The sequence below is a fragment of the Pseudomonas sp. ADAK7 genome (assembly GCF_012935675.1).
Lineage (GTDB): Bacteria > Pseudomonadota > Gammaproteobacteria > Pseudomonadales > Pseudomonadaceae > Aquipseudomonas.
The window spans coordinates 6589245-6611537 of record NZ_CP052861.1 but is presented as its reverse complement, the minus strand read 5'-3'; the positions used below and the strand labels follow the sequence as shown (position 1 = coordinate 6611537).

The 22293-nt window shown below is 62.3% G+C and carries 23 protein-coding genes; 14 read left to right on the top strand and 9 right to left on the bottom strand.

The window, feature by feature from the left end; genetic code table 11:
* Positions 1-65: 65 nt before the first annotated feature.
* The 3 genes from HKK53_RS30380 to HKK53_RS30370 all read left to right on the top strand — a co-directional run bounded on the left by HKK53_RS30380 (position 66) and on the right by HKK53_RS30370 (position 3322).
* The gene (locus HKK53_RS30380; protein ID WP_169373801.1) at positions 66-941 is read left to right on the top strand and encodes an alpha/beta fold hydrolase; all 876 of its coding nucleotides are present in this window, start codon (positions 66-68) and stop codon (positions 939-941) included.
* A 111-nt stretch (positions 942-1052) separates the two neighbouring features.
* A complete protein-coding gene (dctA, locus tag HKK53_RS30375) occupies positions 1053-2351 on the top strand; it encodes a C4-dicarboxylate transporter DctA (RefSeq protein ID WP_169373800.1) in 1299 nt (432 codons plus the stop codon).
* Between the two features lie 20 nt (positions 2352-2371).
* Positions 2372-3322 (top strand): LysR substrate-binding domain-containing protein, encoded by a 951-nt coding sequence (locus HKK53_RS30370; RefSeq protein WP_169373799.1) that lies wholly within the window; start codon positions 2372-2374, stop codon positions 3320-3322.
* 113 nt (positions 3323-3435) lie between these two features.
* On the opposite strand, the gene leuD is transcribed toward HKK53_RS30370, so the two are convergent.
* Both leuD and leuC read right to left on the bottom strand, forming a co-directional pair.
* Positions 3436-4050, bottom strand: a complete 615-nt coding sequence (gene leuD / locus HKK53_RS30365; protein WP_169373798.1) for a 3-isopropylmalate dehydratase small subunit — start codon at positions 4048-4050, stop codon at positions 3436-3438.
* Entirely contained in the window at positions 4047-5468 is a 1422-nt protein-coding gene (leuC, locus tag HKK53_RS30360) for a 3-isopropylmalate dehydratase large subunit (RefSeq protein WP_169373797.1), read from the bottom strand. Before leuC ends, leuD begins: the two co-directional genes overlap by 4 nt.
* Before the next feature lie 334 nt (positions 5469-5802).
* Here leuC and HKK53_RS30355 point away from each other — a divergent pair, with 334 nt between their 5' ends.
* From HKK53_RS30355 to HKK53_RS30320, 8 genes are read left to right on the top strand one after another with little or no spacing between them, the layout of a single operon-like run.
* Positions 5803-6999, top strand: a complete 1197-nt coding sequence (locus HKK53_RS30355) for a PepSY-associated TM helix domain-containing protein (RefSeq protein ID WP_169373796.1) — start codon at positions 5803-5805, stop codon at positions 6997-6999.
* Positions 6996-7538, top strand: a complete 543-nt coding sequence (locus HKK53_RS30350; protein WP_169373795.1) for a thiamine pyrophosphate-binding protein — start codon at positions 6996-6998, stop codon at positions 7536-7538. The genes HKK53_RS30355 and HKK53_RS30350 overlap by 4 nt, the downstream gene beginning before the upstream one ends.
* Positions 7535-7864, top strand: coding sequence for a hypothetical protein (locus HKK53_RS30345; RefSeq protein ID WP_169373794.1), 330 nt, complete (start codon positions 7535-7537; stop codon positions 7862-7864). Before HKK53_RS30350 ends, HKK53_RS30345 begins: the two co-directional genes overlap by 4 nt.
* A 2-nt stretch (positions 7865-7866) precedes the next feature.
* Positions 7867-8439, top strand: a complete 573-nt coding sequence (locus HKK53_RS30340) for a DUF6162 family protein (RefSeq protein ID WP_169373793.1) — start codon at positions 7867-7869, stop codon at positions 8437-8439.
* A gap of 35 nt (positions 8440-8474) precedes the next feature.
* Complete coding sequence (locus HKK53_RS30335; RefSeq protein ID WP_169373792.1) at positions 8475-9401, top strand: metal ABC transporter substrate-binding protein; 927 nt, start codon at positions 8475-8477, stop codon at positions 9399-9401.
* Positions 9398-10141 carry a metal ABC transporter ATP-binding protein gene (locus HKK53_RS30330; RefSeq protein WP_169373791.1) on the top strand — a complete coding sequence of 248 codons (744 nt, stop codon included), beginning with the start codon at positions 9398-9400 and terminating at the stop codon, positions 10139-10141. The genes HKK53_RS30335 and HKK53_RS30330 overlap by 4 nt, the downstream gene beginning before the upstream one ends.
* Positions 10141-11040, top strand: a complete 900-nt coding sequence (locus HKK53_RS30325) for a metal ABC transporter permease (RefSeq protein WP_169373790.1) — start codon at positions 10141-10143, stop codon at positions 11038-11040. The genes HKK53_RS30330 and HKK53_RS30325 overlap by 1 nt, the downstream gene beginning before the upstream one ends.
* The gene (locus tag HKK53_RS30320) at positions 11041-11952 is read left to right on the top strand and encodes a metal ABC transporter substrate-binding protein (protein ID WP_169373789.1); all 912 of its coding nucleotides are present in this window, start codon (positions 11041-11043) and stop codon (positions 11950-11952) included.
* Between the two features lie 215 nt (positions 11953-12167).
* On the opposite strand, the gene HKK53_RS30315 is transcribed toward HKK53_RS30320, so the two are convergent.
* The 5 genes from HKK53_RS30315 to HKK53_RS30295 form a co-directional block, all read right to left on the bottom strand.
* The gene (locus tag HKK53_RS30315) at positions 12168-12395 is read right to left on the bottom strand and encodes an MbtH family protein (protein ID WP_057713869.1); all 228 of its coding nucleotides are present in this window, start codon (positions 12393-12395) and stop codon (positions 12168-12170) included.
* A gap of 82 nt (positions 12396-12477) precedes the next feature.
* Positions 12478-13890, bottom strand: coding sequence for an aspartate aminotransferase family protein (locus HKK53_RS30310; RefSeq protein WP_169373788.1), 1413 nt, complete (start codon positions 13888-13890; stop codon positions 12478-12480).
* Positions 13891-14033: 143 nt separating this feature from the next.
* Positions 14034-14519: a GNAT family N-acetyltransferase gene (locus HKK53_RS30305; protein ID WP_169373787.1), complete on the bottom strand. Its 486-nt coding sequence runs from the start codon at positions 14517-14519 to the stop codon at positions 14034-14036.
* A gap of 211 nt (positions 14520-14730) precedes the next feature.
* Positions 14731-16056 carry an ATP-binding protein gene (locus HKK53_RS30300; protein WP_169373786.1) on the bottom strand — a complete coding sequence of 442 codons (1326 nt, stop codon included), beginning with the start codon at positions 16054-16056 and terminating at the stop codon, positions 14731-14733.
* Complete coding sequence (locus tag HKK53_RS30295; RefSeq protein ID WP_169373785.1) at positions 16053-16733, bottom strand: response regulator; 681 nt, start codon at positions 16731-16733, stop codon at positions 16053-16055. Before HKK53_RS30295 ends, HKK53_RS30300 begins: the two co-directional genes overlap by 4 nt.
* Positions 16734-16885: 152 nt before the next feature.
* Here HKK53_RS30295 and dsbD point away from each other — a divergent pair, with 152 nt between their 5' ends.
* The 3 genes from dsbD to dsbG are packed head-to-tail and all read left to right on the top strand — an operon-like array spanning position 16886 to position 20219.
* The gene (gene dsbD, locus HKK53_RS30290) at positions 16886-18622 is read left to right on the top strand and encodes a protein-disulfide reductase DsbD (RefSeq protein WP_169373784.1); all 1737 of its coding nucleotides are present in this window, start codon (positions 16886-16888) and stop codon (positions 18620-18622) included.
* Entirely contained in the window at positions 18622-19473 is an 852-nt protein-coding gene (locus tag HKK53_RS30285; RefSeq protein WP_169373783.1) for a TlpA disulfide reductase family protein, read from the top strand. The genes dsbD and HKK53_RS30285 overlap by 1 nt, the downstream gene beginning before the upstream one ends.
* Positions 19449-20219 carry a thiol:disulfide interchange protein DsbG gene (gene dsbG / locus HKK53_RS30280; RefSeq protein WP_169373782.1) on the top strand — a complete coding sequence of 257 codons (771 nt, stop codon included), beginning with the start codon at positions 19449-19451 and terminating at the stop codon, positions 20217-20219. The genes HKK53_RS30285 and dsbG overlap by 25 nt, the downstream gene beginning before the upstream one ends.
* A 39-nt stretch (positions 20220-20258) precedes the next feature.
* Here dsbG and HKK53_RS30275 read toward each other — a convergent pair whose 3' ends face one another.
* Together HKK53_RS30275 and HKK53_RS30270 are read right to left on the bottom strand one after the other, a co-directional pair.
* Positions 20259-21293, bottom strand: coding sequence for a ParB/Srx family N-terminal domain-containing protein (locus tag HKK53_RS30275; RefSeq protein WP_169373781.1), 1035 nt, complete (start codon positions 21291-21293; stop codon positions 20259-20261).
* Between the two features lie 111 nt (positions 21294-21404).
* Positions 21405-22223: an alpha/beta fold hydrolase gene (locus tag HKK53_RS30270; RefSeq protein ID WP_169373780.1), complete on the bottom strand. Its 819-nt coding sequence runs from the start codon at positions 22221-22223 to the stop codon at positions 21405-21407.
* Positions 22224-22293 lie beyond the last annotated feature (70 nt).

Sequence of the window (22293 nt, the reverse complement as noted above, 5' to 3'; positions counted from 1 at the left end):
TGCGCCTTGCCGTCACCGCCGAACAATTTCAGGATGCAGGCAACTACAACAAGGAGTCATTCCCCATGTTCGCCGGATTCCTGAAAGACCAGCGCCACGTCAACGGCGTGGACATCGCCTACCGCATCGGCGGCACCGGCCCCGGCCTGTTGCTGTTGCACGGTCACCCGCAAACCCACGTCATCTGGCACAAGATCGCCGAGCAACTGGCCGAGCACTTCACCGTGGTCGCCGCCGACCTGCGCGGCTACGGCGACAGCGCCAAACCGCCGGCCAACGATCACCACACCCACTACTCGAAACGGGAAATGGCCAAGGACGGCTTCGAGCTGATGAAGTCGCTGGGCTTCGAGCAATTCTCGGTGCTGGCCCACGACCGTGGCGCCCGGGTCGCCCATCGCCTGGCGCTGGACCATCCCGCGACCGTGCAGCGCATGGTGCTGCTGGATATCGCGCCGACCCTGTCGATGTACGCGCAAACCAACGAAGCGTTCGCCCGCGCCTATTGGCACTGGTTCTTCCTGATCCGCCCGGCGCCGTTGCCGGAAACCCTGATCGAAGCCGATCCCGAAGCGTATCTGCGCAGCGTGATGGGCAGCCGTAGCGCCGGGCTCAAGCCGTTCACCGCCGAAGCCTTCAGCGAATACCTGCGCTGTTTGAAACTGCCCGGCACCGCCGGGGGCATCTGCGAGGACTACCGCGCCAGCGCGAGCATCGACCTCGATCACGACCGCGCCGATCTCGACGCCGGCCGTCATCTGAACTTGCCGCTGCTGGTGCTATGGGGCGCCGAAGGCACGGTCGGCCGCTGTTTCGAGCCACTGAAGGAATGGCAACTCGTCGCCACCGACGTGCGCGGCAAAGCCCTGCCAGCCGGCCATTACATCGCCGAAGAAGCCCCCGAACTGCTGCTCGCCGAGGTCCTGCCTTTCCTGCACTGACAGCCCTGCGCTGACACCCGCAACAACCTGACCTGAATCCACCTCCCACCGCGGGCCGTCACTGGCCTGCGCGGGATCGTCATGTCCAAAAACCGTCTCGAGATAATAAAAATGACAATCAGAAAACTGCTGGGAACCCTCTATGTGCAGGTGCTTATCGCCATCGCGATGGGCATTGTGATCGGGCATTACTGGCCGCAGGTCGGCATCGATCTCAAGCCGTTGGGCGACGGTTTTATCAAGCTGATCAAGATGATCATCGGCCCGATCATCTTCTGCACCGTGGTCTCCGGGATCACCAGCATGCACGACGTGAAACAGGTGGGTCGGGTCGGCGGCAAGGCGCTGTTGTATTTCGAAGTGGTGTCCAGCGTCGCGCTGTTGATCGGCTTGCTCGCCGCCCATGCGCTGCATCCGGGCGCGGGTTTCAACATTGATGTGAAGACCCTCGATTCGACAGCCATCGCCGGTTTCGTCGGTCAGGCGCAACACGGCGAAGGCGTGACCGGGTTTCTGTTGCATGTGATTCCGACCACTTTTTTCGAGGCGTTCTCCCAGGGCGAAATCCTGCCGGTACTGTTCGTTTCGGTGCTGTTCGGGATTGCGCTGGTCATGGTCGGTGAAAAGGGTCGGCCGCTGGTGGGCATCATCAATCAGGCCAGCGAGGTGTTTTTCCGCATCGTCGGCATCATTAGCCGCGTCGCGCCGATTGGCGCCTTCGGCGCGATTGCCTTCACGATCGGCAAGTACGGCCTCGGCTCGTTGTTGCCGCTGCTGAAGTTGATCGGCACCTTCTATCTGACCGCGTTTATTTTCGTTGCCTGCGTGCTGGGCAGCATCGCTCGCTATGCCGGGTTCAGCATTTTCAAACTGTTGGCGTACATCAAGGCTGAGCTGTTGATCGTGCTCGGCACCAGCTCTTCGGAATCGGCGCTGCCGCAGTTGATCCAGAAACTGGAAAGCCTCGGCGCGTCGAAAGGTGTGGTGGGGATCGTGGTGCCGACCGGCTACACCTTTAACCTCGACGGCACCAACATCTATATGACCCTGGCCGTGTTGTTCCTCGCTCAAGCGACCAATATCGACCTGACGCTGGAGCAGCAACTGACCTTGCTGGCGGTGGCGATGCTCACGTCCAAAGGTGCCGGCGCGGTGGTTGGCGCGGGATTCGTTGCACTGGCGGCAAGCCTGGCGGTGGTGCCGACTGTGCCGGTGGCGGCGATGGTGCTGATCCTCGGCGTTGACCGCTTCATGGCGGAATGCCGATCCCTGACCAACATCATCGGCAACGCCGTGGCTGCGTTGGTGGTGGCCGCGTGGGAAGGCGAACTGGACCGCAGCAAAATGGCGCCGATTGCCCTCAAGCGTGGGCGGCATGCCCGGGCCGCAGCCAAGGTCAGCGCTGAATAAACTCTGAAAGCGGCGATGCTATGCTGGCGGCTCATGTCGCCAGTGCCCGTTCTGTCATGACCCTCAAGAAAGACACCGTGCCCCTACCCGAAGACTTGCGAGTCCTGCTCACCGTCATCCGCAAAAGCGGTTTCGCCGCGGCCGCCGATGAACTGGGGCTGTCCCCTGCTTATGTCAGCAAGCGTATCCAGATTCTCGAAACCACCCTCGGTACACGATTGCTACATCGCACCAGTCGGCGCATCGCGCTGACCGAGGATGGCGAGCGAGTGCAGCGCTGGGCCTTGCGCATTCTCGATGACTTCCAGCAACTGCACGACGAACTCTCCGACGCCCACGACAGTCCTCGTGGGCGTTTGCATCTGTGCAGCAGTTTCGGTTTCGGTCGTAACCATGTGGCGCCGGCCGTGTCGCTGCTGGCCGAGCGATATCCGGAACTGGAGATTCGCCTGGATCTGTTTGATCGGGTGGTGGACATCGTCAGTGAAGGTTTTGACTTGGAGATCCGCGTCGGCGATGACATTCCCGGTCAACACATCGGCCGGCGGCTGGTGAGCAATCGGCGGGTGTTGTGCGCGGCTCCCGTTTACCTGCAACGCCATGGCACGCCGAAGACGTTGGCGGATCTGGAGCAGCATCATTGCCTGGTGATCAAGGAGCGCGACAACGCGTTCGGCATCTGGAACCTGGAACGCGACGGGGTTCAGGAAAGCGTGCGGGTCAGTGGGCCGTTGTCGTCCAACAACGGCGAGATCGTTTTGCAGTGGGCACTGGATGGGCGCGGGGTGTTGTTGCGTTCACTGTGGGATGTGAAGCCGTTGCTGGAGCAAGGACGGTTGGTGCAGGTGCTGGCGGATTACACCCAGAGTGCGAATGTGTGGGCGGTGTACCCGACGCGGTTGGCGTATTCCGGGAAGTTACGGGCGTGTGTGGAGTTTTTGCAGGAGCATTTCAAAGGGTTGTCGGTTTGAAGTGGGGTGAATGGTCGGGCCTCTTCGCGGGCAAGCCTCGCTCCTACCGGTACAGTGTTGTTCGCGAATACTGCGCGATCCTGTAGGAGCGAGGCTTGCCCGCGAAAGCGATTTCAGCCCAACCAGGGATTCGCGGCCAGATGCTCACGCTCAAAGGCCTTGATCTGTTCGCGGCGCTGAAGCGTGCTGCCGATGGCATCAAGCCCCAGCAACAACGCGGTCTTGCGCAAGGTGTCGATCTCAAACGGGATGACCTGGCCATCGTTCAAACGAATCTGCTGCGCCTCCAGATCGACGCTGATTCCAGCGCTGTCCGGCTGGCTGACAACCTGCCCGAGCCGCTGCAACAGCGCTTCTTCCAGCGTGATCAACAACACCCCGTTGCGCTGGCAGTTGTCATAAAAGATCCCGGCAAAACTTGAGCCGATCAGCGCCCGAATCCCCATCTGTTTCAAGCCCCAGACCGCGTGCTCGCGGCTCGATCCGCAGCCGAAATTCGGCCCGACCACCATAAAACTCGCTCCCTGCCACGCCGGTTGATTGAGCACGAACTCAGGATTGAGCGAACCGTCCGGCAAAAACCGCAAATCGAAGAACAACCCACGATCCAGCCCCGCGCGGTCGATGCCCTTGAGGAATTGCTTGGGCATGATCACGTCGGTGTCGATGTTGGCCGCGAGCATCGGCGCGGCTTTGCCGCTGACGTGGGTAAAAGGTTGCTGGCTCATGCGCGGTCTCCAAAGTGACGGATATCGGTCAGGCGACCGGTGATCGCCGCTGCCGCGACCATCGCCGGGCTCATCAAATGCGTGCGCGCTCCGGCGCCCTGGCGGCCTTCGAAATTGCGGTTGGTGCTGGAGGCGCAGCGGTCGCCGGGCGCGAGTACGTCGTCGTTCATCGCCAGGCACATCGAGCAGCCGGACTGGCGCCATTCGAACCCGGCCTCGATAAAGATCGCTGCCAGGCCTTCGGCTTCGGCCTGATCGCGCACTTCGGTGGAACCGGGCACGATCATCGCCCGCACATGCTCGGCGACGTGTTTGCCGCGCACCACGCTGGCGGCGTCGCGCAGGTCTTCGATGCGTGCGTTGGTGCAGGAACCGATAAAGGCGTGGCTGATGGTGATTTCGCTCAGCGGCATGCCCGCCTCCAGGCCCATGTAGTTCAAGGCGCGGCGCATGTCCTGGCGCAGGATCAGGTCGCTGACGGCTTGCGGATCCGGGACCCGAGCGCCGATGGGTGAGGCCTGGTCGGGGCTGGTGCCCCAGGTGACCATCGGCTCCAACGTACTGGCATCGACGGAAACCTCACGGTCGAACTGCGCGTCCGGGTCGCTGTGCAGGCTGCGCCACTTCTCGACGGCGCGGTCCCACACCTCACCTTTGGGTGCGCGGGGTTTGTCCTTGAGGTAAGCGAAGACTTTTTCGTCCGGCGCCATAAATGCGCCTCGGGCGCCCGCCTCCACCGCCATGTTGCAGATAGTCATGCGCGCTTCGACGCTCAAGGCATCGATGGTCGAGCCGCGAAACTCGATGGCGTAACCGGTGGCGCCTGACGCGCCGATCTGCCCGATCAGCGCCATGATCACGTCCTTGGAAGTCAGCCCGGTGGCCAGTTCGCCGTCGACGGTCACACGCATGCTTTTCAGGCGTTTGTAGACCAGGGTCTGCGACGCCAGCAGGTGTTCGATTTCCGAGGTGCCGATGCCGAAACCGAAGGCCCCGAGAGCGCCATAAGTGGTGGTGTGGCTGTCGCCGGCGGCGATGACCATGCCCGGCAGGATGAAGCCCTGCTCCGGCGCGATCACGTGTTCGATGCCCTGGCGCTTGTCGAGGATGTCCAGCAACTCAATGCCGAAATCCCGGCAGTTTTCCGCCAGGTACGACACCTGCCGCGCCCCGCCGGCATCCGGCATGGTGGCGATGCGCACCGGGGCCGTGGGGTTGACGTGATCGACCACGGCCAACGCGGTTTCCGGGCGCCAGACATCGCGTTTGGCTTCGCGCAAACCGCTGAAAGCCTGGGGGCTGGTGTATTCGTTGATGACCTGGCGATCGATGTACAACAGGACATGGCCCTGGTCATCGAGGCGACACACCGTGTGGGCATCGATGTGTTTGTCGTAGAGGGTTCTGGCTCGGGTCATGGAGGTGCTCGCTCGGGGGACGGTACGCCGCAGGCGTCTGGGTTCCATCTTAAGGAGCGGGGGGTGGGCATCAATGGCCGGAGAGTGATGGCTTGGAACATGGATCGTGTTGGATCAGGGGCAAAGGCTGCGATCTTTTTCCAAGTCCGTCACATTCCCGGACAGCAATACGAAACATTTACTTTCATATCCGCTTTCGGGATTTCCGTTGCTCATCCGTCTTATCTAGATGCAGTCAGGCCGCGTAGGCAAAAGCCAAGGCCCGGCCTTTCAGGGGTCACCGTGCGACGAAGCCCGTGGCAGAGGCCCTCTCATCGAAACAAGACCTTTAATCATGTCGAAGAAATCCCGTTCCAAACTCTGGTTTCTGGTCCATAGCTGGCTGGCGCTGCCGATCTGGTTTTTTGTGTTGATCGTCTGCGTGACTGGCACCCTGGCCGTCGTCAGCCAGGAAATCGTCTGGCTGGCCAACCCGCAAATGCGCGCCAGCCAACCTTCGGACGACGCGCCGCTGCTCAGCTACGACCAGATCCTCGCGGCCATGAAAAAAGCCGAGCCGCAGACCGTAGTCCAGGCCATCAGCCGTCCCGACGAATCGCATTTCGCCCTCGACGTTGACGTTGCCTATCCCGACGGCCGTTCGGTGACGGTCTACGTCAACCCGTACACCGGGGTGATCCAGGGCGTGGCGCCGGACTTCAACTTCAAGGCTTTCACCCGCGCCTTGCATGGTTGGTGGCTGGTGCCGTTCACCAATGGCTTCAGCTGGGGCTGGTACCTGGTGTCGTTCCTCGGTATTCCGCTGCTGGTTTCACTGATTACCGGGCTGGTGGTCTACAAGAAATTCTGGAAAGGCTTCCTCAAGCCGACCCTGCGCGTCCGTCATGGTGCGCGGATTTTCTGGGGCGACTTTCACCGTCTCAGCGGGATCTGGTCGATCTGGTTTATCGCGGTCATTTCCATCACCGGCATCTGGTTCCTGATTGAAGCCTTGCTGTCCGACAACCAGATTTCCATCTCCAGCGCCCCGATCATTCCGGCCATGGCCCGTGAAGCCGTGCCGCTGTCACCGGACGGCACCCCGCCGCCACGAATCGACCTGGACCGGGCGATTGAAATCGCCATGCAGAAAATCCCGGGGCTGGAAGCGAGCTTCGTCAGCCTGCCGGGCAATGGCTACAGCCATTTGGATATTGGCGGACGGGGTTGGTATCCGCTGATGTACCAGACGGCGACCATCAATCCGTACAACGGTGAAATCGCTGCCTCGCGCCTGCTGTCAGACCGCAACGCACTGGAGTTCGTCACCGAATCCATGCGTCCGCTGCACACCGGGGATTTCGGTGGCCTATGGATCAAGTTGATCTGGTTCTTCTTCGGTCTGGTGCTGAGCATGATGGTGCTCAGCGGCCTGCTGATCTGGACCAAGCGCACCGCCCTCGCCACCGCCAATGCGCTCAAGCGCAGCCACAAGAAACAGCGCAGCGCCACGGCGCCTGTCAACCGCGAAACTTCGGAGGCCAGCCTGTGAGCAAAATCACTGTCGCCCCAACCCCCTCGCGCCTGAGCGTGCTGTGGCACAAATGGCGTTTCCACTTGAACATCCTGTTGCTGCTGATCCCGCTGGGTTTCATGCCCAAATACTTCAGTGACGCCGCGTTGTTTCGTGGCGATGTCGGCCTCGGCGAACGGGAAATCGGCGAAATCCAGGTCGGCCCCTGGAGCCTGCGCCTGGCCGAGTTGCGCAATGAAGCACCGCGCCCGGACGGCCCGGCCGGTTACCTCAAAGGCTTCAATGGCGCCCTGTGCAACACCTGCGTCGAACAGGTCAAGGCCACTTACTTGCGCATCGGCAAACCTCGCAGCCTGCGCGCCGCCGGGGTGATTTTCTTCGGCACGCCGTATCGCATGGGCGCTTCGTTGCCAGTGCCGGAAAAAACCAAAGCCGACGCCGAGCTGTGGATCACCATGGAAGGCTGGGACGGCAGCATGCACCAGGCCTCGATCCCGCTGAGCCAGGCATCCCCGGCCACCATCGCCTGGCTGAACAAACAAGGAGGCAAACCATGATCAACGCTTTTCGCCCGCTCAGCGCCGCGTTACTGGTGCTGTGCGCCGGTTTCAGCGCCAGCGCCCTCGCCCACAACCCGATGTGCGAGTGCAAGGCCATCGACGCCGAGCAGATCAAATGCACCGGCGGTTTCTCCGACGGCAGCGGCGCACCGGGGGTGACCCTGGATGTGATCGGCTACGACGAAACCATTCTTGTGCCGGGCAAGCTTGGCACCGATTCGACCCTGACCTTCAAGAAGCCCGGCGCGGAGTTCTACGTGCTGTTTGACGCCGGTCCCGGCCACGTGGTCGAGATCGACCAAGCCGACATTGAGGCACCTTGAACATGAGTACGCCCACCACCCACGTCGTGCGCCCGGCCGGCGCCGGTCATGAAACCCTCTATGTGTTGCTGTTGTGCCTGATGATCCTTGCGGTTGCCGGGTCTGTCGTTGCCTGGCGCCACGAGTCCCAGGAAACGAGCAGCGTCAGTAGCCATCAACTGGATGCCCGCCGCGACTTGAGCGCCTCCGAACAAGGCATCTACGCCGATCTGCGGGTGACCCTGGACGAGATTCACTTGCTGCGCCAGGAGCAAACCACGCTGCCGACTCCCGAAGCCCTGGCCGATGAAGGCTTTGCACCGTTTGCCCAGGATGCCAGCTCGGTCAGTCGCGGCGGCCATGCCTGGCAGTTGCTGGCGGCCAAGGCCTACTTCGGCCAAAGCCAGGCACCGAACGTGGCCGGCTCGTTTTTGATGCGCTTGACCGCTGACGATGATGCACCGGACGTCTGGCTCAACCGCAGCAAGGCGCTCGCCGCCCCGACCGATCTTGCCGACGCCGCGCTCGAAAGCGCCGGCTGGCAGCAGATCGTCGCGCAATTCGATGCCGGCGTGACCCGCCAGCACCGGCACTGAACCCTCGCCTTCACCCGAGAGAAGACCGCTTTCCCATGCCTATTTCATCGCTACGTTCTTTCTCGCGCCTGATAGTGGTTGGCGTGCTGGCTTGCCTGCTGACACCACTGGCCAGCGCCGATCAGGCCAAGCGCCTGCGCATCGGCATCACCCTGCACCCTTATTACAGCTATGTGGCCAACATCGTCGGCGACAAGGCCGAAGTGGTGCCGCTGATTCCGGCCGGTTTCAATCCCCACGCCTATGAGCCGCGCGCCGAAGACATCAAGCGCATCAGTGGGCTGGACGTGGTCGTGCTCAACGGCGTCGGCCATGACGACTTCGCCGACCGCATGATCGCCGCCAGCGAAACCCCGAACGTCCCGGTGATCGAAGCCAACGAAAACGTGCCGTTGCTGGCCGCGACCGGCACCGCCGCCCGTGGCGCCGGCAAAGTGGTCAACCCCCACACTTTCCTGTCGATCAGCGCCTCGATCGCCCAGGTCAACAACATCGCCCGGGAACTGGGCAAGCTCGACCCGGACAACGCCAAGACTTACACCCAGAACGCCCGCGCCTACGGCAAACGCCTGCGGCAGATGCGTGCCGACGCCCTGGCCAAACTGACCCAGGCGCCGAACGCCGAACTGCGGGTGGCCACGGTCCACGCGGCCTACGACTACCTGCTGCGCGAGTTCGGCCTGGAAGTGACCGCGGTGGTCGAACCGGCCCACGGCATCGAGCCGAGCCCGAGCCAGTTGAAGAAGACCATCGATCAACTGCGCGAACTCGACGTGAAAGTGATCTTCTCCGAGATGGATTTCCCCTCCTCCTACGTCGACACCATCCAGCGTGAATCCGGGGTGAAGTTGTATCCGCTGTCGCACATTTCCTATGGCGAATACACCGCCGACAAATATGAAAAGGAAATGACCGGCAACCTCAACACCGTGGTGCGGGCGATTCAGGAGTCGGGCGCATGACCGCTCAAGAAAACCTGGCCGTCCAAAGCGCCGGCCCGACCCTGGATTTCGCCGATGTCAGCCTGACCCTCGGGCGCACTACGATTCTCGACAAGGTGACTTTCCAGGTCCAGCCCGGCAGCGTGCATGCGCTGGTCGGCCCCAACGGTGGCGGCAAGAGTTCGTTGATCAAGACCTTGCTCGGGCAAATGCCGCATCAGGGTCGCTTGAGCCTGCAATGGCCCGGCGAGCCCGGCACCATCGGCTACGTGCCGCAAGCGCTGGAGTTCGACCGGGGCTTGCCGATGACCGTCGACGATTTCATGGCCGCGATGTGTCAGCGACGTCCGGCGTTCCTGGGTTTGAGCAAGCATTACGCGGCGGCGATTGGCGAAGCCCTGGAACGAGTCGGCATGCAGGACAAACGCAAGCGGCGCATGGGCGCGCTGTCCGGTGGTGAACGCCAGCGGGTGTTGCTGGCCCAGGGGCTGATCCCGGCGCCGCAATTGCTGGTGCTCGACGAACCGATGTCGGCCCTCGATGAAGCCGGCATCCGGGTGTTCGAACGGTTGCTGGGCGACTGGCGCCAGAGCGGCATCACCGTGCTGTGGATCGAGCATGATCTGGAAGCCGTCGGGCGCCTGGCGGATCGGGTCACCGGGCTCAATCGCCGGGTGCTGTTCGACGCCACGCCGAAACAGGCACTGACCCCGGAGCGCTTGCTGACCCTGTTTTCGACCCATCCACGGAGCGCTGCCTGATGAGTTATGAAGCCTTTCGCTTGATGGTCCAGGGCTGGGCCTCTGCCGGTTATCTGCCGGAAGCACTGGCCTACGGATTCGTGGTCAACGCGCTGCTCGCCGGGCTGTTGATCGGCCCGGTGCTGGGTGGGTTGGGCACGCTGGTGGTGGTCAAGCGCTTCGCGTTTTTCTCTGAGGCGGTGGGTCACGCGGCGCTGACCGGCGTGGCCATCGGCATTCTACTCGGCGAACCTTATACGGGGCCGTATGGCAGCCTGTTCGGTTATTGCCTGTTGTTCGGCATCCTGCTCAATTACCTGCGCAATCGCACCGGCCTGGCGCCGGACACGCTGATCGGCGTGTTCCTCTCCGTGTCGCTGGCACTGGGAGCGAGCCTGCTGTTGATTCTGGCGGGCAAGATCAACGTGCACATTCTGGAAAACGTGTTGTTCGGTTCGGTGTTGACGGTTAATGGCAACGACTTGCTGGTGTTGGCCATCGTCGGTTCGCTGGTGATGGCCCTGGCCTTGCCGCTGTACAACCGCATCATGCTGGCCAGTTTCAACCCGCAACTGGCGGCGGTGCGCGGCGTGGCGGTGAAGACCCTGGATTACCTGTTCGTGATTCTGGTGACCCTGATTACCGTCGCCGCAGTGAAAGTCATCGGCGCCATTCTGGTGGGTGCCTTGCTGGTGATTCCGGCGGCGGCCGCGCGGTTGCTCAGCCAGTCGCTGAAAGGGTTTTTCTGGTGCTCGGTGTTGATCGCCACGGTCAGCACGCTGTGCGGCATTCTGGCGCCGATCGTGTTCGACCTGCCGATCCCGTCCGGTGCCGCGATCATTCTGGTGGCCGGTATCGCCTTCGCCCTGTCCGCCATTGCGCGCGGTGTCGTCCCCAGCCTTAAAGGGAATCTCGGATAAATGTCTTTTTCTCTGCGTCAACTGACCCTGACCATGGCCCTGTGTGGGGCGGTCGCGACATCTTTTGCGGCTGAAAATGCCAAGCCACTGCGTGTGCTGGCGTCCTTGCCGATTACTTACGGTCTGGGCGAGGTCTTGCTCAAAGGCACCGACGTCAGCCTCGAACGGGCGGCACCGGACAATCTGCCCGGCAGCCGCCAGACCGCTTACTTCACCGGGCGGGGCGCCCCGGCGCTGGCCAAACTGGCGACCGACGCCGATGCGGTGATCGGCCTGCGCTCGCTGTGGGCGGATGACCCGCTCTACCCCATCGCCCGGCGCAGCAATATCCGCATTGTCGAAGTCGATGCCGCGCGCCCAGTGGACGGCGCCCTGCCCGGCATCGCCGTGCAACCGGGGAACAAGGTCGATGGCTTGAACAGTCAGCCATGGTTTTCCAGCAACAACATGGGGCGCATGGCGGACGTGATGGCCGCTGACCTGGTGCGCCTGGCGCCCACGGCCAAGCCGAAAATCGAAGCCAACCTGGCCGCGCTCAAGCAGCGTTTGCTCAAGTTCAGCGCCGACAGCGAAGCGCGCCTGGCCAGTGCCGACAACCTCACGGTAATGAGCCTGAGTGATCACTTCGGCTACCTGATCGGCGGGCTCAACCTGGAACTGGTCGGCCTCGATGCGCGGCCAGATGCCGAGTGGACGCCCGAAGCGCTCAAGCAATTGGGCGCGACGCTCAAGGAAAATGACGTGGCGGTGGTGCTGCATCATCGCCAGCCGTCGGACGCGTTGAAAGCGGTGATCAGCGCGGCCGGGAGTCGGTTGGTGGTATTAAGCACGGACGCGGCGGACCCGGTGGCGGAGTTGGAGGGGAATGTGGATTTGGTGATCAAGGGGCTGAGCGACGGGCCTTCGGCCTAAGATCGTTCCCACGCTCCGCGTGGGAATGAAGCCCGGGACGCTCCGCGTTCCAAAGCGGACGCAGAGCGTCCGTTGAGGCATTCCCACGCAGAGCGTGGGAACGATCAATTCCAGAACATGAAAAAGCCCGCTGACCTTATCGGTTCAGCGGGCTTCTCGTTCCCACGCTCTGCGTGGGAATGCAGCCAGAGACGCTCCGCGTCTCACTCAATAGCTCAGTGAGCCACAGCCGCCTGCTCGTCCATCTTCTGCCGCAAGCTCAGCGGACGCATATCCGTCCAGGTTTCTTCGATGTAGGCCAGGCATTCTTTCTTCAGGCCACTCTTGCCCACGGTACGCCAGCCTTGTGGCACGGCTTTGTAGTCGGGCCAGATCGAGTATTGCTCTTCGTGGTTGACCACGACCTGAAAGAGGATGTCCTCGCGGTCGAATACTGACGTCATGGTGTGTCTCCATCGCTGTAGGGGTGGGCTGCACGGCGTGTGCAGCCGGTATGTAGAAGGAACGTTCGAGTTGCTCGGAAATTTAGAGCGTGGCAGTAGCCGCCGCCAACGCCCGGCCAAAAATCTCCGCGACGCGGTCGATTTCTGCGGCGGTGATCACCAGCGGCGGCAGGAAGCGCACCACCGCACCGTGGCGGCCGCCCAGTTCCAGGATCAAGCCGCGCTTGAGGCATTCGCGTTGCACCAGCGGCGCCAGGCGACCGAACGCCGGTGGATGGCCTTGCACGTCCGGGGTGCCGTTCGGGTCGACCAGTTCGACGCCCAGCATCAGGCCGCGACCGCGAATATCACCGAGCTGCGGGAAGTCCCGTTGCAGAATGCGCAGGTGTTCGCTCAGACGTTCGCCCATGGCGGCAGCGTGGGCGCAGACGTTGTTGTCTTTGAGGTAGCGCATCACCGCCGAACCAGCGGCCATGGCCATCTGATTGCCACGGAACGTCCCGGCATGAGCCCCCGGCAGCCAGGTGTCGAGCCAGTCGCGATAGACCACCACCGCCAACGGCAGGCTGCCGCCGATGGCTTTAGACAGGACGACTACGTCCGGAATGATCCCGGCGTGTTCGAAAGCGAACATCTTGCCGGTGCGGGCAAAACCGCTCTGGATTTCATCGACGATCAGCGCCACGCCGGCCTGCTCGGTGATACGTCGCAAGCCGCGCAACCAGTCGAGATCCGCCGGAATCACCCCGCCCTCGCCCTGCACCACTTCGACGATTACCGCCGCCGGCAATTGCACGCCAGCCTCGGGGTCGTTGAGCAGGTTTTCCAGGTAGTTGAGGTTAACCTGCACCCCTTGCGCGCCGCCGAGCCCGAACGGGCAGCGGTAATCGTAAGGGTACGGCATGAACTGCACGCCGCTGCTGAGCAAGGCGCCCAAGGGCTTTTTCGGCCCCAGGCTGCCCATCAGGCTCAGCGCGCCCTGGCTCATGCCGTGGTAACCGCCCTGGAACGACAACACGGTGCTGCGTCCGGTGGCGGTGCGCACCAGTTTCAGCGCGGCTTCCACGGCATCGGTGCCGGTGGGGCCGCAGAACTGGATTTTCGCTTCCGCGGCCAGGGCTGGCGGCAGCAGGCCAAACAGGTCCTGAACGAATTGATCCTTGACCGGAGTCGTCAGGTCGAGGGTGTGCAGTGGCAGTTCATCGGTCAGCACTTGCTGGATCGCTTCGATCACCACCGGGTGGTTGTGCCCCAGCGCCAGGGTGCCGGCGCCGGCCAGGCAATCGATAAAACTGCGGCCCTCGACGTCTTCGACATAAATGCCCTTGGCCCGCTTGAGCGCCAGGGGAATGCGTCGCGGATAACTGCGGGCATTGGATTCCTGCTGGTTCTGACGGGCCAGCAACGGCGATTCGTTGAACTGGTAAAGCGTCTCGGCAGGCACTGGGGCAACCCGGGCCGGCTGATCTTCGATAAGGCTGGTAGCGACTGACATCTCTCGACCCCTCAATACGCTGTGGATAGTGACCAAAACTGCACACCGGGCAGGTGCGCATTCCGTTCACGGGGCGCACTTGCAGGTTTTCCTGTTCTGGAAACGCATCAGGGGCTTGGGGATTTAGACCCGCGAACAGCTTTCTATGAAGGTGGCGTCAGTGCCTTGTGCATTGGAATGGCGTGAAGCCCCGCCACGCTGAAGGTTTCAGCACTGATGCGGTAACCCAGGCGTTGATAAAAGGCTTCGCTGGTACGGGTGCTGTTGAGGCGTGCCTGGCGCAAGCCCCGGTCGAGCATCCAGGCTTCCAGGTCATGGATCAAGGCCTGTCCGGCGCCGCGACGAAACCATTCTGGTTGCACGTAACAGAAGGCAACCTGGCCACTGTTCGCCGCCATGGCGACGCCGATTGGTTTGTCCTGAAGCAGGGCGATGTTCAGGTACAACCGCTGGTCGGTCAGCCAGGTGTGTACGTGTTCGATGGATTTGTTGTGGGTCCAGGCGGCGACGATTTTCGCGTCGTTGCGGTGGTCGAGTGCGCAACCGATCCGGATCGAACGATCGACGATCCGGCTGATTATGCTGGCGTCGGCAGGCGTTGCGTTGCAGATGTGCAGGGGTGCATCCATGGCGCTGTTACCTCAATCCATTGAGTCAAAGCTGCGGGGGAAGATAGCCCTGTCGGCGCCTGGATGGCTAATGGAGAGAAGTTACATTTGATGTGCAACACCGATTCCTTGTAGGAGCGAAGCTTGCTCGCGAAAGCAGTGTGTCAGGCGACGACGATGTTGAATGACGTACCGCTTTCGCGAGCAAGCTTCGCTCCTACAGGGGGTAGTGTCAGATGGTTTGCAACGGCATGGTCAGCTCGACCCGCAACCCGTCCGGCCGACTGTCGAAATGAAGGGTACAAGCACACCGCTGAACAATCGCCTGAACAATCGCCAACCCCAGCCCGCAACCGGTGCTCTGGCCATTACGCCAGAAGCGTTGAGTCAGGTGCTGCAGGTCATCTTCGGCAATCCCTGGCCCATGGTCGCGGACCACGAAGCGCACGCGATTACCGGTGGTTTCCAGGCTCAACTCCACGGCGCCGTCGCTCGGGGTATGGCGCAAGGCGTTATCCAGCAGGTTACGCAGCGCGGCAATCGACAGCACCGCGGGCATTTGCACCGGGGCGGCCGAGCACTTCGTCGGCGGTTGGAACTTGATGCGCTGGCGATCACCGCTGGCGGCATCCTGAATCGCCAGTTTCGCCACCTGCTCGGCGCTGCATTGCACGCCGTCATCGAACGACAGGCTGCCCTCGACCCGCGCCAGCAACAGCAATTGTTCAAGGGTGCGGTGCAGGCGGTCGGCGCCCTCTTCAGCCCGGGCCAGGGATTGATCCCGGGCCGCGCCGTCGGTCATGCGCGCCACTTGCAGGTGGGTCTTGATCGCGGTCAGCGGGCTGCGCAATTCGTGGGCGGCGTCACCGGTCAGGCGCCGTTCGCGTTCGATGGTCCGGCCGATGCGCTGGAACAACTGATTCTGGGTGTCCAGCAACGGTTGCAGTTCGCTGGGCAGCGGCTGGATCTGCAACGGTTCGAGGGAATCGGCACTGCGGCGCATCAAGGCATCGCGCATGCGATTGAGCGGCGCCAACCCCTGGCCGATGCCCAGCCAGAGCAGGCACAGGCAACCGAGCAACGCCACGCCTACCGGCACCGAGGCGGCCAGCAGGATCGACATGTTCAGGGCTTCGCGTTCGATCTGCCGATCTGCCGTGGTGATCCGCAGATCACCCCGCGCCAGGGTGAAACTGCGCCATGGCGCGCCGTCGATCATCTGGTCGTGGAAGCCCATTTTCTCGGCTTCGAGGGTTTGTTGCGGGTCGGTATGACTGCGGGCAAGGATTTCGCCGCGCAACGAACTGACCTGACAGGCCATGCCACCGGGGACATTCAATTGTTCAGCGCTGAAATGGGTGCCCTCGCCTTTGGTCGGCAGGGCCGGCAATTGCTCCATCAGGCCGGCGACCATGCGCGCCGACGCCACCAGTCGCTGGTCAAGGGAAAACATCATCTGGTTACGCAGGTCGCTGAGCATCCAGGCTGCCGCCAGCGCCCAGATCAGCGCAAACGCGGCGCCGAGGGTCAGGCTCAGGCGCAAACGCAGGCTCATCACTTCGATTGATCTCCGCCGTCCGCCGGCCCCAGGCGATAGCCCAGGCCGCGCACCGTCTCGACGATGCCATTCCCGAGTTTACGCCGCAGGTGATGGATATGAACGTTGAGCGCATTACTTTCCAGCTCATCGTTGAAGCCATAGACGCTGTCCTTCAACTGCTCGGTGGACAGCACCCGGCCACGGTTGTGCAACAAGGCCTGCAACAGCGATTGCTCGCGGCGCGACAGGTCTACCGGTTGGCCGGCGAGCATGGTTTCGCGACTGCTCGGATCGTAAGTCAGCGCGCCGTGTTCGATCAGGTTGACGCTACGTCCGGCCACCCGCCGCAACAAAGTGTGCAGGCGCGCCGCGAGTTCACGCAGGTCGAAGGGTTTGAGCAGGTAATCGTCAGCACCGGCTTGCAGGCCATCGACCCGGTCAGTGACCGCATCCCGGGCGGTGAGAATCAGCACCGGAATCTCCAGGCCGTTGTGGCGCAACTGCTGCAACAGCTTGAGGCCGTCTTCGTCGGGCAGACCGAGGTCGAGCACCATGACGTCGAATTCGGCGACCTTGAGTATCGCCCGGGCCGATGACGCCGTGGCCACGTGCTCCACGGTCAGGCCCTGGGCGGTGAGGCCGGCGACGATGCCGCTGGCGATCAGCTCATCGTCTTCGCAAACCAGTACGTGCATGGAAAGCCCCTAGAAAAAAGCTGATTAGGCCGGTGGTCGATTAAGCGGACATTATGCCCCGATTGCCGGCGCCACAAGGCCGTGACGGTTAATCATCGGTTAATCGCCGCCCACCATTGTGCACCTCACTTGCACAGGGATAAGGCCTACCCATGCGTCAACTGTTGTTCCTCTTTGCTCTCTTGATCTCGGGTCTGGCCCAGGCCGGGACCAATCCGTTCGAGACCAAGCCCGATTTTCTCCCCGTCGAACAGGCATTTGTCTTTACCTCCGAACGCCTTGAATCCGGTGAAACCCAGCTGTTCTGGCAAATCGCCGACGGTTATTACCTGTATCAGAAACGCCTGAAATTCGATGGCCTGGCCCCGGAGCACACACCAGCATTACCTGAAGGCGAGTCGCACAGCGATGAGTTCTTCGGCGAACAGCCGGTCTATCGCCAAGGCCTGGAACTGAAGATCCCGGCCGGGGCTACCGGGAAGGTCAAGGTTGGGTTCCAGGGTTGTGCCGACGCAGGTTTGTGCTATCCACCGCAAACCCAGGTCGTCGATCTGGGCGGCGCTGCCGCGATACCCGCTGCCAACGAAGCACCGGACCAGGCCCTGGCCAGCAACCTGCAACAGCGGGCGCTGGGCTGGAGTTTGCTGGTGTTCTTTGGATTGGGTCTGTTGCTGGCTTTCACCCCTTGCACGTTGCCAATGCTGCCGATCCTCGCCGGTTTGATCGTCGGTAGCGGCGCTTCGCCCAAACGCGGTTTCGCCCTGGCCACCAGCTATGTGATTTGCATGGCGCTGGTGTATGCGGCGATGGGCGTGTTGGCGTCGCTGCTGGGCGCCAACCTGCAAGCGCTGCTGCAAAATCCCTGGCTGTTGGGCAGTTTCGCAGCGGTGTTCGTGTTGCTCGCCTTGCCGATGTTCGGCTTCTTCGAATTGCAATTGCCGGTGGCGGTGCGTGATCGCCTGGAAAACGTTTCGCGCAATCAACGCGGCGGCAGCCTGATCGGTGCCGGTGTGCTGGGGGCCTTGTCCGGTCTGTTGGTCGGCCCGTGCATGACCGCGCCACTGGCCGGTGCCCTGCTTTATATCGCCCAGAGCGGCAATGCCGTGCACGGCGGGTTGATCCTGTTCGCCATGGGTATTGGCATGGGTATTCCGCTGTTGTTGCTGGTGACCGTCGGCAACCGTTTCCTGCCCAAGCCCGGCGCGTGGATGAATTTGCTCAAGGGTGTGTTCGGTTTCCTGTTCCTCGCCACTGCGCTGCTGATGCTGCGTCCGGTGCTGGATCAGTCCTTGTGGATCGGCTTGTGCGGCGCCCTGCTGTTGATCGCTGCCTACAGCGCCTGGAAGCAGTCGGAAGGTTTCGCTCGCATCGCCCATGTGTTCGGCGCCAGCTCGCTGTTGCTCGGCGTCTGGGGCAGCCTGCTGCTGATCGGCGCAGCGGGTGGCAGCGATGATCTGTTCAAGCCGTTGCAGGTTTATGCCGCTTCAAACGCCAGCAATGCTGCTAACCCTGTCGGCCATGAAGCCTTCACCACGATCAAGGACCCCGCCGCCCTGCAACGGGAACTCGATGCGGCGCAGGCCCAGGGCCAGTGGGTGCTGCTGGACTACTACGCCGACTGGTGCGTGTCGTGCAAAGTCATGGAAAAACAGGTCTTCGCCAAACCGCAGGTATTGGACGCATTAAAAGACGTGCGCTTGCTACGGCTGGACGTGACCGCCGACAATGCCGCCAGTCGCGAACTGCTTGGCCGCTACAAAGTGCCGGGGCCGCCCAGTTTGCTGTGGATCGGTGCCGACGGCAGCGAGCGCCGCAGCCAGCGCATCACCGGTGAGGTGGATGCCGAGACCTTCCTGCAACGCTGGAACACTACCCGAGAAGCCCGTTAATGCTGACCTTTACCCTCGGCACCTTTGCCATCGCGCTTAACCACCTGCTGCTGATCAGTGCCCTGGCACTGGCCACCTTCGTCGGCTGGCGGGTGGCCAAGCGCGGTGGGGAGAATCCCGAGTCGGTGTTGTTCAGCCTGTTCCTGCTGGGCATGTTGGCGGCGCGGATCAGTTTCGTGATCGCCTACTGGGCGCAATATCGCAACGACCCGTGGCAGATCATCGACCTGCGCGATGGCGGTTTTCTGGCCTGGCCGGGAGTGATCGTGCTGATCCTCGCAGCGCTGTATCGCGGCTGGCGTCGACCGGGTTTGCGCCGGCCACTGGGTTTCGGGGTGGGCACTGGCCTGCTGTTCTGGTTGCTGGCGACCTTCTCCCTGACGATCTACGAACAAGGCACACGCCTGCCGGACATCACGTTGCGCAATGCCGCCGGCGAAACCGTGCAACTGGCCGACTACCAGGGTGGCCCGCTGGTCATCAACCTCTGGGCCACCTGGTGCCCGCCGTGTCGCCGGGAGATGCCCGTGCTGGAAAACGCCCAGCAACAGCGCCCGGACCTGACCTTCCTGTTCGTCAACCAGGCCGAAAGCATGCAGAGCGTCGCCACCTTCCTGGAAACCCAGGGCCTGAGCCTGTCCAACGTGCTGTTCGACGGCAGTGGCCGCCTGGGCCAGGCCGTCGGTTCCATGGCCTTGCCGACTACGCTGTTCTATAGCAACGACGGTCGCCTGCTGGGCAGCCATCTGGGCGAATTGTCGGAAGCCAGCCTGGCCCGCGCCCTGGAAAACTTCGACGCCCCCAATCCCGCCACAAGGAAACTGCCATGCCCCGCCTCCGCCACCTGCTGACCCTGACCCTGGGCGCAGCCCTGCTGCACTTGCCGTCGGCGCAGGCTGCTGAAGAATTGCCCGAAGCGATCAAGAAGATCGAAGCCAAGGGCGCGAAAATCGTCGGCCAGTTCGATGCACCGGACGGTTTGCGCGGTTATGCGGCGCAATACCAGAACCGTGGCATGGCGCTGTACCTGACGCCCGATGGCAAGCACGTATTGCTCGGCAATCTGTACGACGCCGACGGCAACGACCTGAGCAGCGCGCCATTGCAGAAACTGGTGTACGCGCCGATGTCCAAGGAAGTCTGGGGCAAGATGGAAGCGAGCAACTGGATCGGTGACGGCAACAAGGACGCACCGCGCGTCGTCTATCTGTTCAGCGACCCGAACTGCCCTTACTGCAATATGTTCTGGGAACAGGCGCGGCCATGGGTCAAGTCGGGCAAGGTGCAGCTGCGGCACATCATGGTCGGCATCATCCGCGAAGACAGCCCGGGCAAATCCGCCGCGCTGCTGGCCGCCAAGGACCCGAGCAAAGCCCTGGCAGAACACGAAAAGGCCGGCAAGGAAAGCGCACTCAAAGCCATGAAAGACGTGCCACCGGCGATCCAGGCGAAACTGGCGGCGAACATGCAGTTGATGGAAGACCTGGAATTGCAGGCGACCCCGGCGATTTTCTACATGGACGACAAGGGCGAGTTGCAGCAACAGCAAGGCGCACCATCGCCGGACAAATTGTTGAAGATTCTCGGGCCGAAGTAACCGCAGGCTTGCAGCTCCCACGCCAGCGCGCGGGAGCAATCACTCTTCCCAGCGTTGGCATCGCCCGAGGATGTCCTCCAGATCATCCGTCGCCCCCTGATCCTCCAAGAACCGTGTGACCTCATCGCGCCACTCCTGGTCTGACGCAATGCCGGCCCAAGTGTGGGTTCCCGGCCAGTGGCCCGGCCGGTCATCGAAGGTGTTGATCAACGCCTGATTCAATGTCCGCACGTCAAAACCCGGGTTCTTCTCGCTTTGCAGCATCAACGAACTCAGCACCCGCTGTTGCGCATCGACGGACAGTTTGACCGGTTTGGTCTCGGTAGAACTCAACACAATAAACGCTGGCTGGACGTTCTCGGCGAGCGCTGCCTGCAAGCGATAGTGCCCATCGATGATCACGTAGGAGCACATACCGCCGACGTACCACAGCAGGATTGGCGGCAAGCTGCCTTCTCGCGCCTTCTTGCGCCACCATTTCAGACGCCCGGCGAGCAGATCCACCGTGTGCAAACCGATCACCGGCCCCAAGTCCCAATCGAGCCACTTCGCCGGTGAGGGCTGCACATTATCGAGAATGCCAGCGCCGCGCGCCGACCACTGTGGCAAATGGCACGACACTTCCTCCTGCGTCGAGAAATACCAGCCGCTCAGGCGCTCGCCCCGGTGGCCGCGCGCAATGGGCAACATTGGCCGCGCTACCCAATGGCCGGGATAGAGGAAGTCCGCCTGATGCGCCATCAACTGAGTGATGAAGTACCGGCTCCAGGCCTTGATGCGCTGCTCGGGCGGCAAGTGGGCGTGGTGCTCGACGTCCGCGGAGCTGATGGCAGGCACCGGCAGCAAGTCCAGTTGCACCGGCTGAGGGTTGCGCACCAGCCACGCACCGTAATACGAGGTGGCAATGGTGGCCCAGAGCAACGGGGTGTCGTTGAGCATCAACTTCAGCCGGCAGTTGTTGCCACTGAGCAGGTGCAGCGGCGGTTTGCCTTGCCTCGGGCGGTTGACCTCGATGCTCAGGCCGGCCCACTGTCCCTGTTGATCTTCAAGATCGCGCCAGAAGAATTGCTCCACGGTAGTCCCTTAGTGTCCAAGCTAAACAAGATCAAAAGATCGCAGCCTTCGGCAGCTACGGTACGCATTCCAACGTAGGAGATGCCGAAGGCTGCGATATTTTTTCAAACACTACGCGAGATTCTGCTCGGACAAAAACGCCAACAACGCCTGCGTCACAAACCCCGGATTCTCCAGATTGGAAATATGCCCCGCCTCCGGCACCAGCACACACGGGCAACCGATCAATTCAGCCATCTCCCGCGCTTCGGTTGGCGGTCGCGGCTTGTCCTGATCGCCGCACATCACCAGGGTGGTTTCAGGATTCAATTCTGCTAAACGCGGCAACAGATCATCCCGCCCGAACGTAATCCTCCCCATCGGCACAATGCTCTCGCGCAGACGCTCTGCCGGCAACGCGGCCAAAGATGCGCGGAAGTCCTGATACAGCGCCGACTGCGGATCGATGCCCGGACGGAAGAAGATCGGCACCACGATGTCCAGCAACTGCGGCGCGATCAGGCCGCTGTCTTCAATCTGTTTGAACAGCGAGAAATAGTACTGGCGAGTCGGCTCGGGCTCGACACCGACGTAAGTGTCCATCAGCACCAGGCCGTTGAGCCGCTGCGGTGCCGACAGCGCCAGACGCACGCCCCACATGCCACCCACCGACAACCCGACCAGGGTGACGCGATCGATGTCCAGATGATCGAGCAGTGCCAAGGCCTGGCGTGCGATGTCATCCAGCGAGGTCGTGCCTTCGGGGAGTTTTCCGGATTGACCGTGGCCCCAGAGGTCCAGGGCGATCACCCGGTACTGCTGCGACAACGCGGCAATCTGCGGCGCCCACATGGCCTGGTCCCACAGATAGCTGCCGGCCAGCAGCACGGCGGGGCCGGTGCCTTGGTCGGTGTAATGCAGGGGTTGTCCGTCTATTGTTGCGAAGGGCATCAGCTGTCTCCTCACCAAAATGGAGCAGGAAGACTGGGCTGGTGTGGCTTGGCAGTCAACCTTGCAGTGC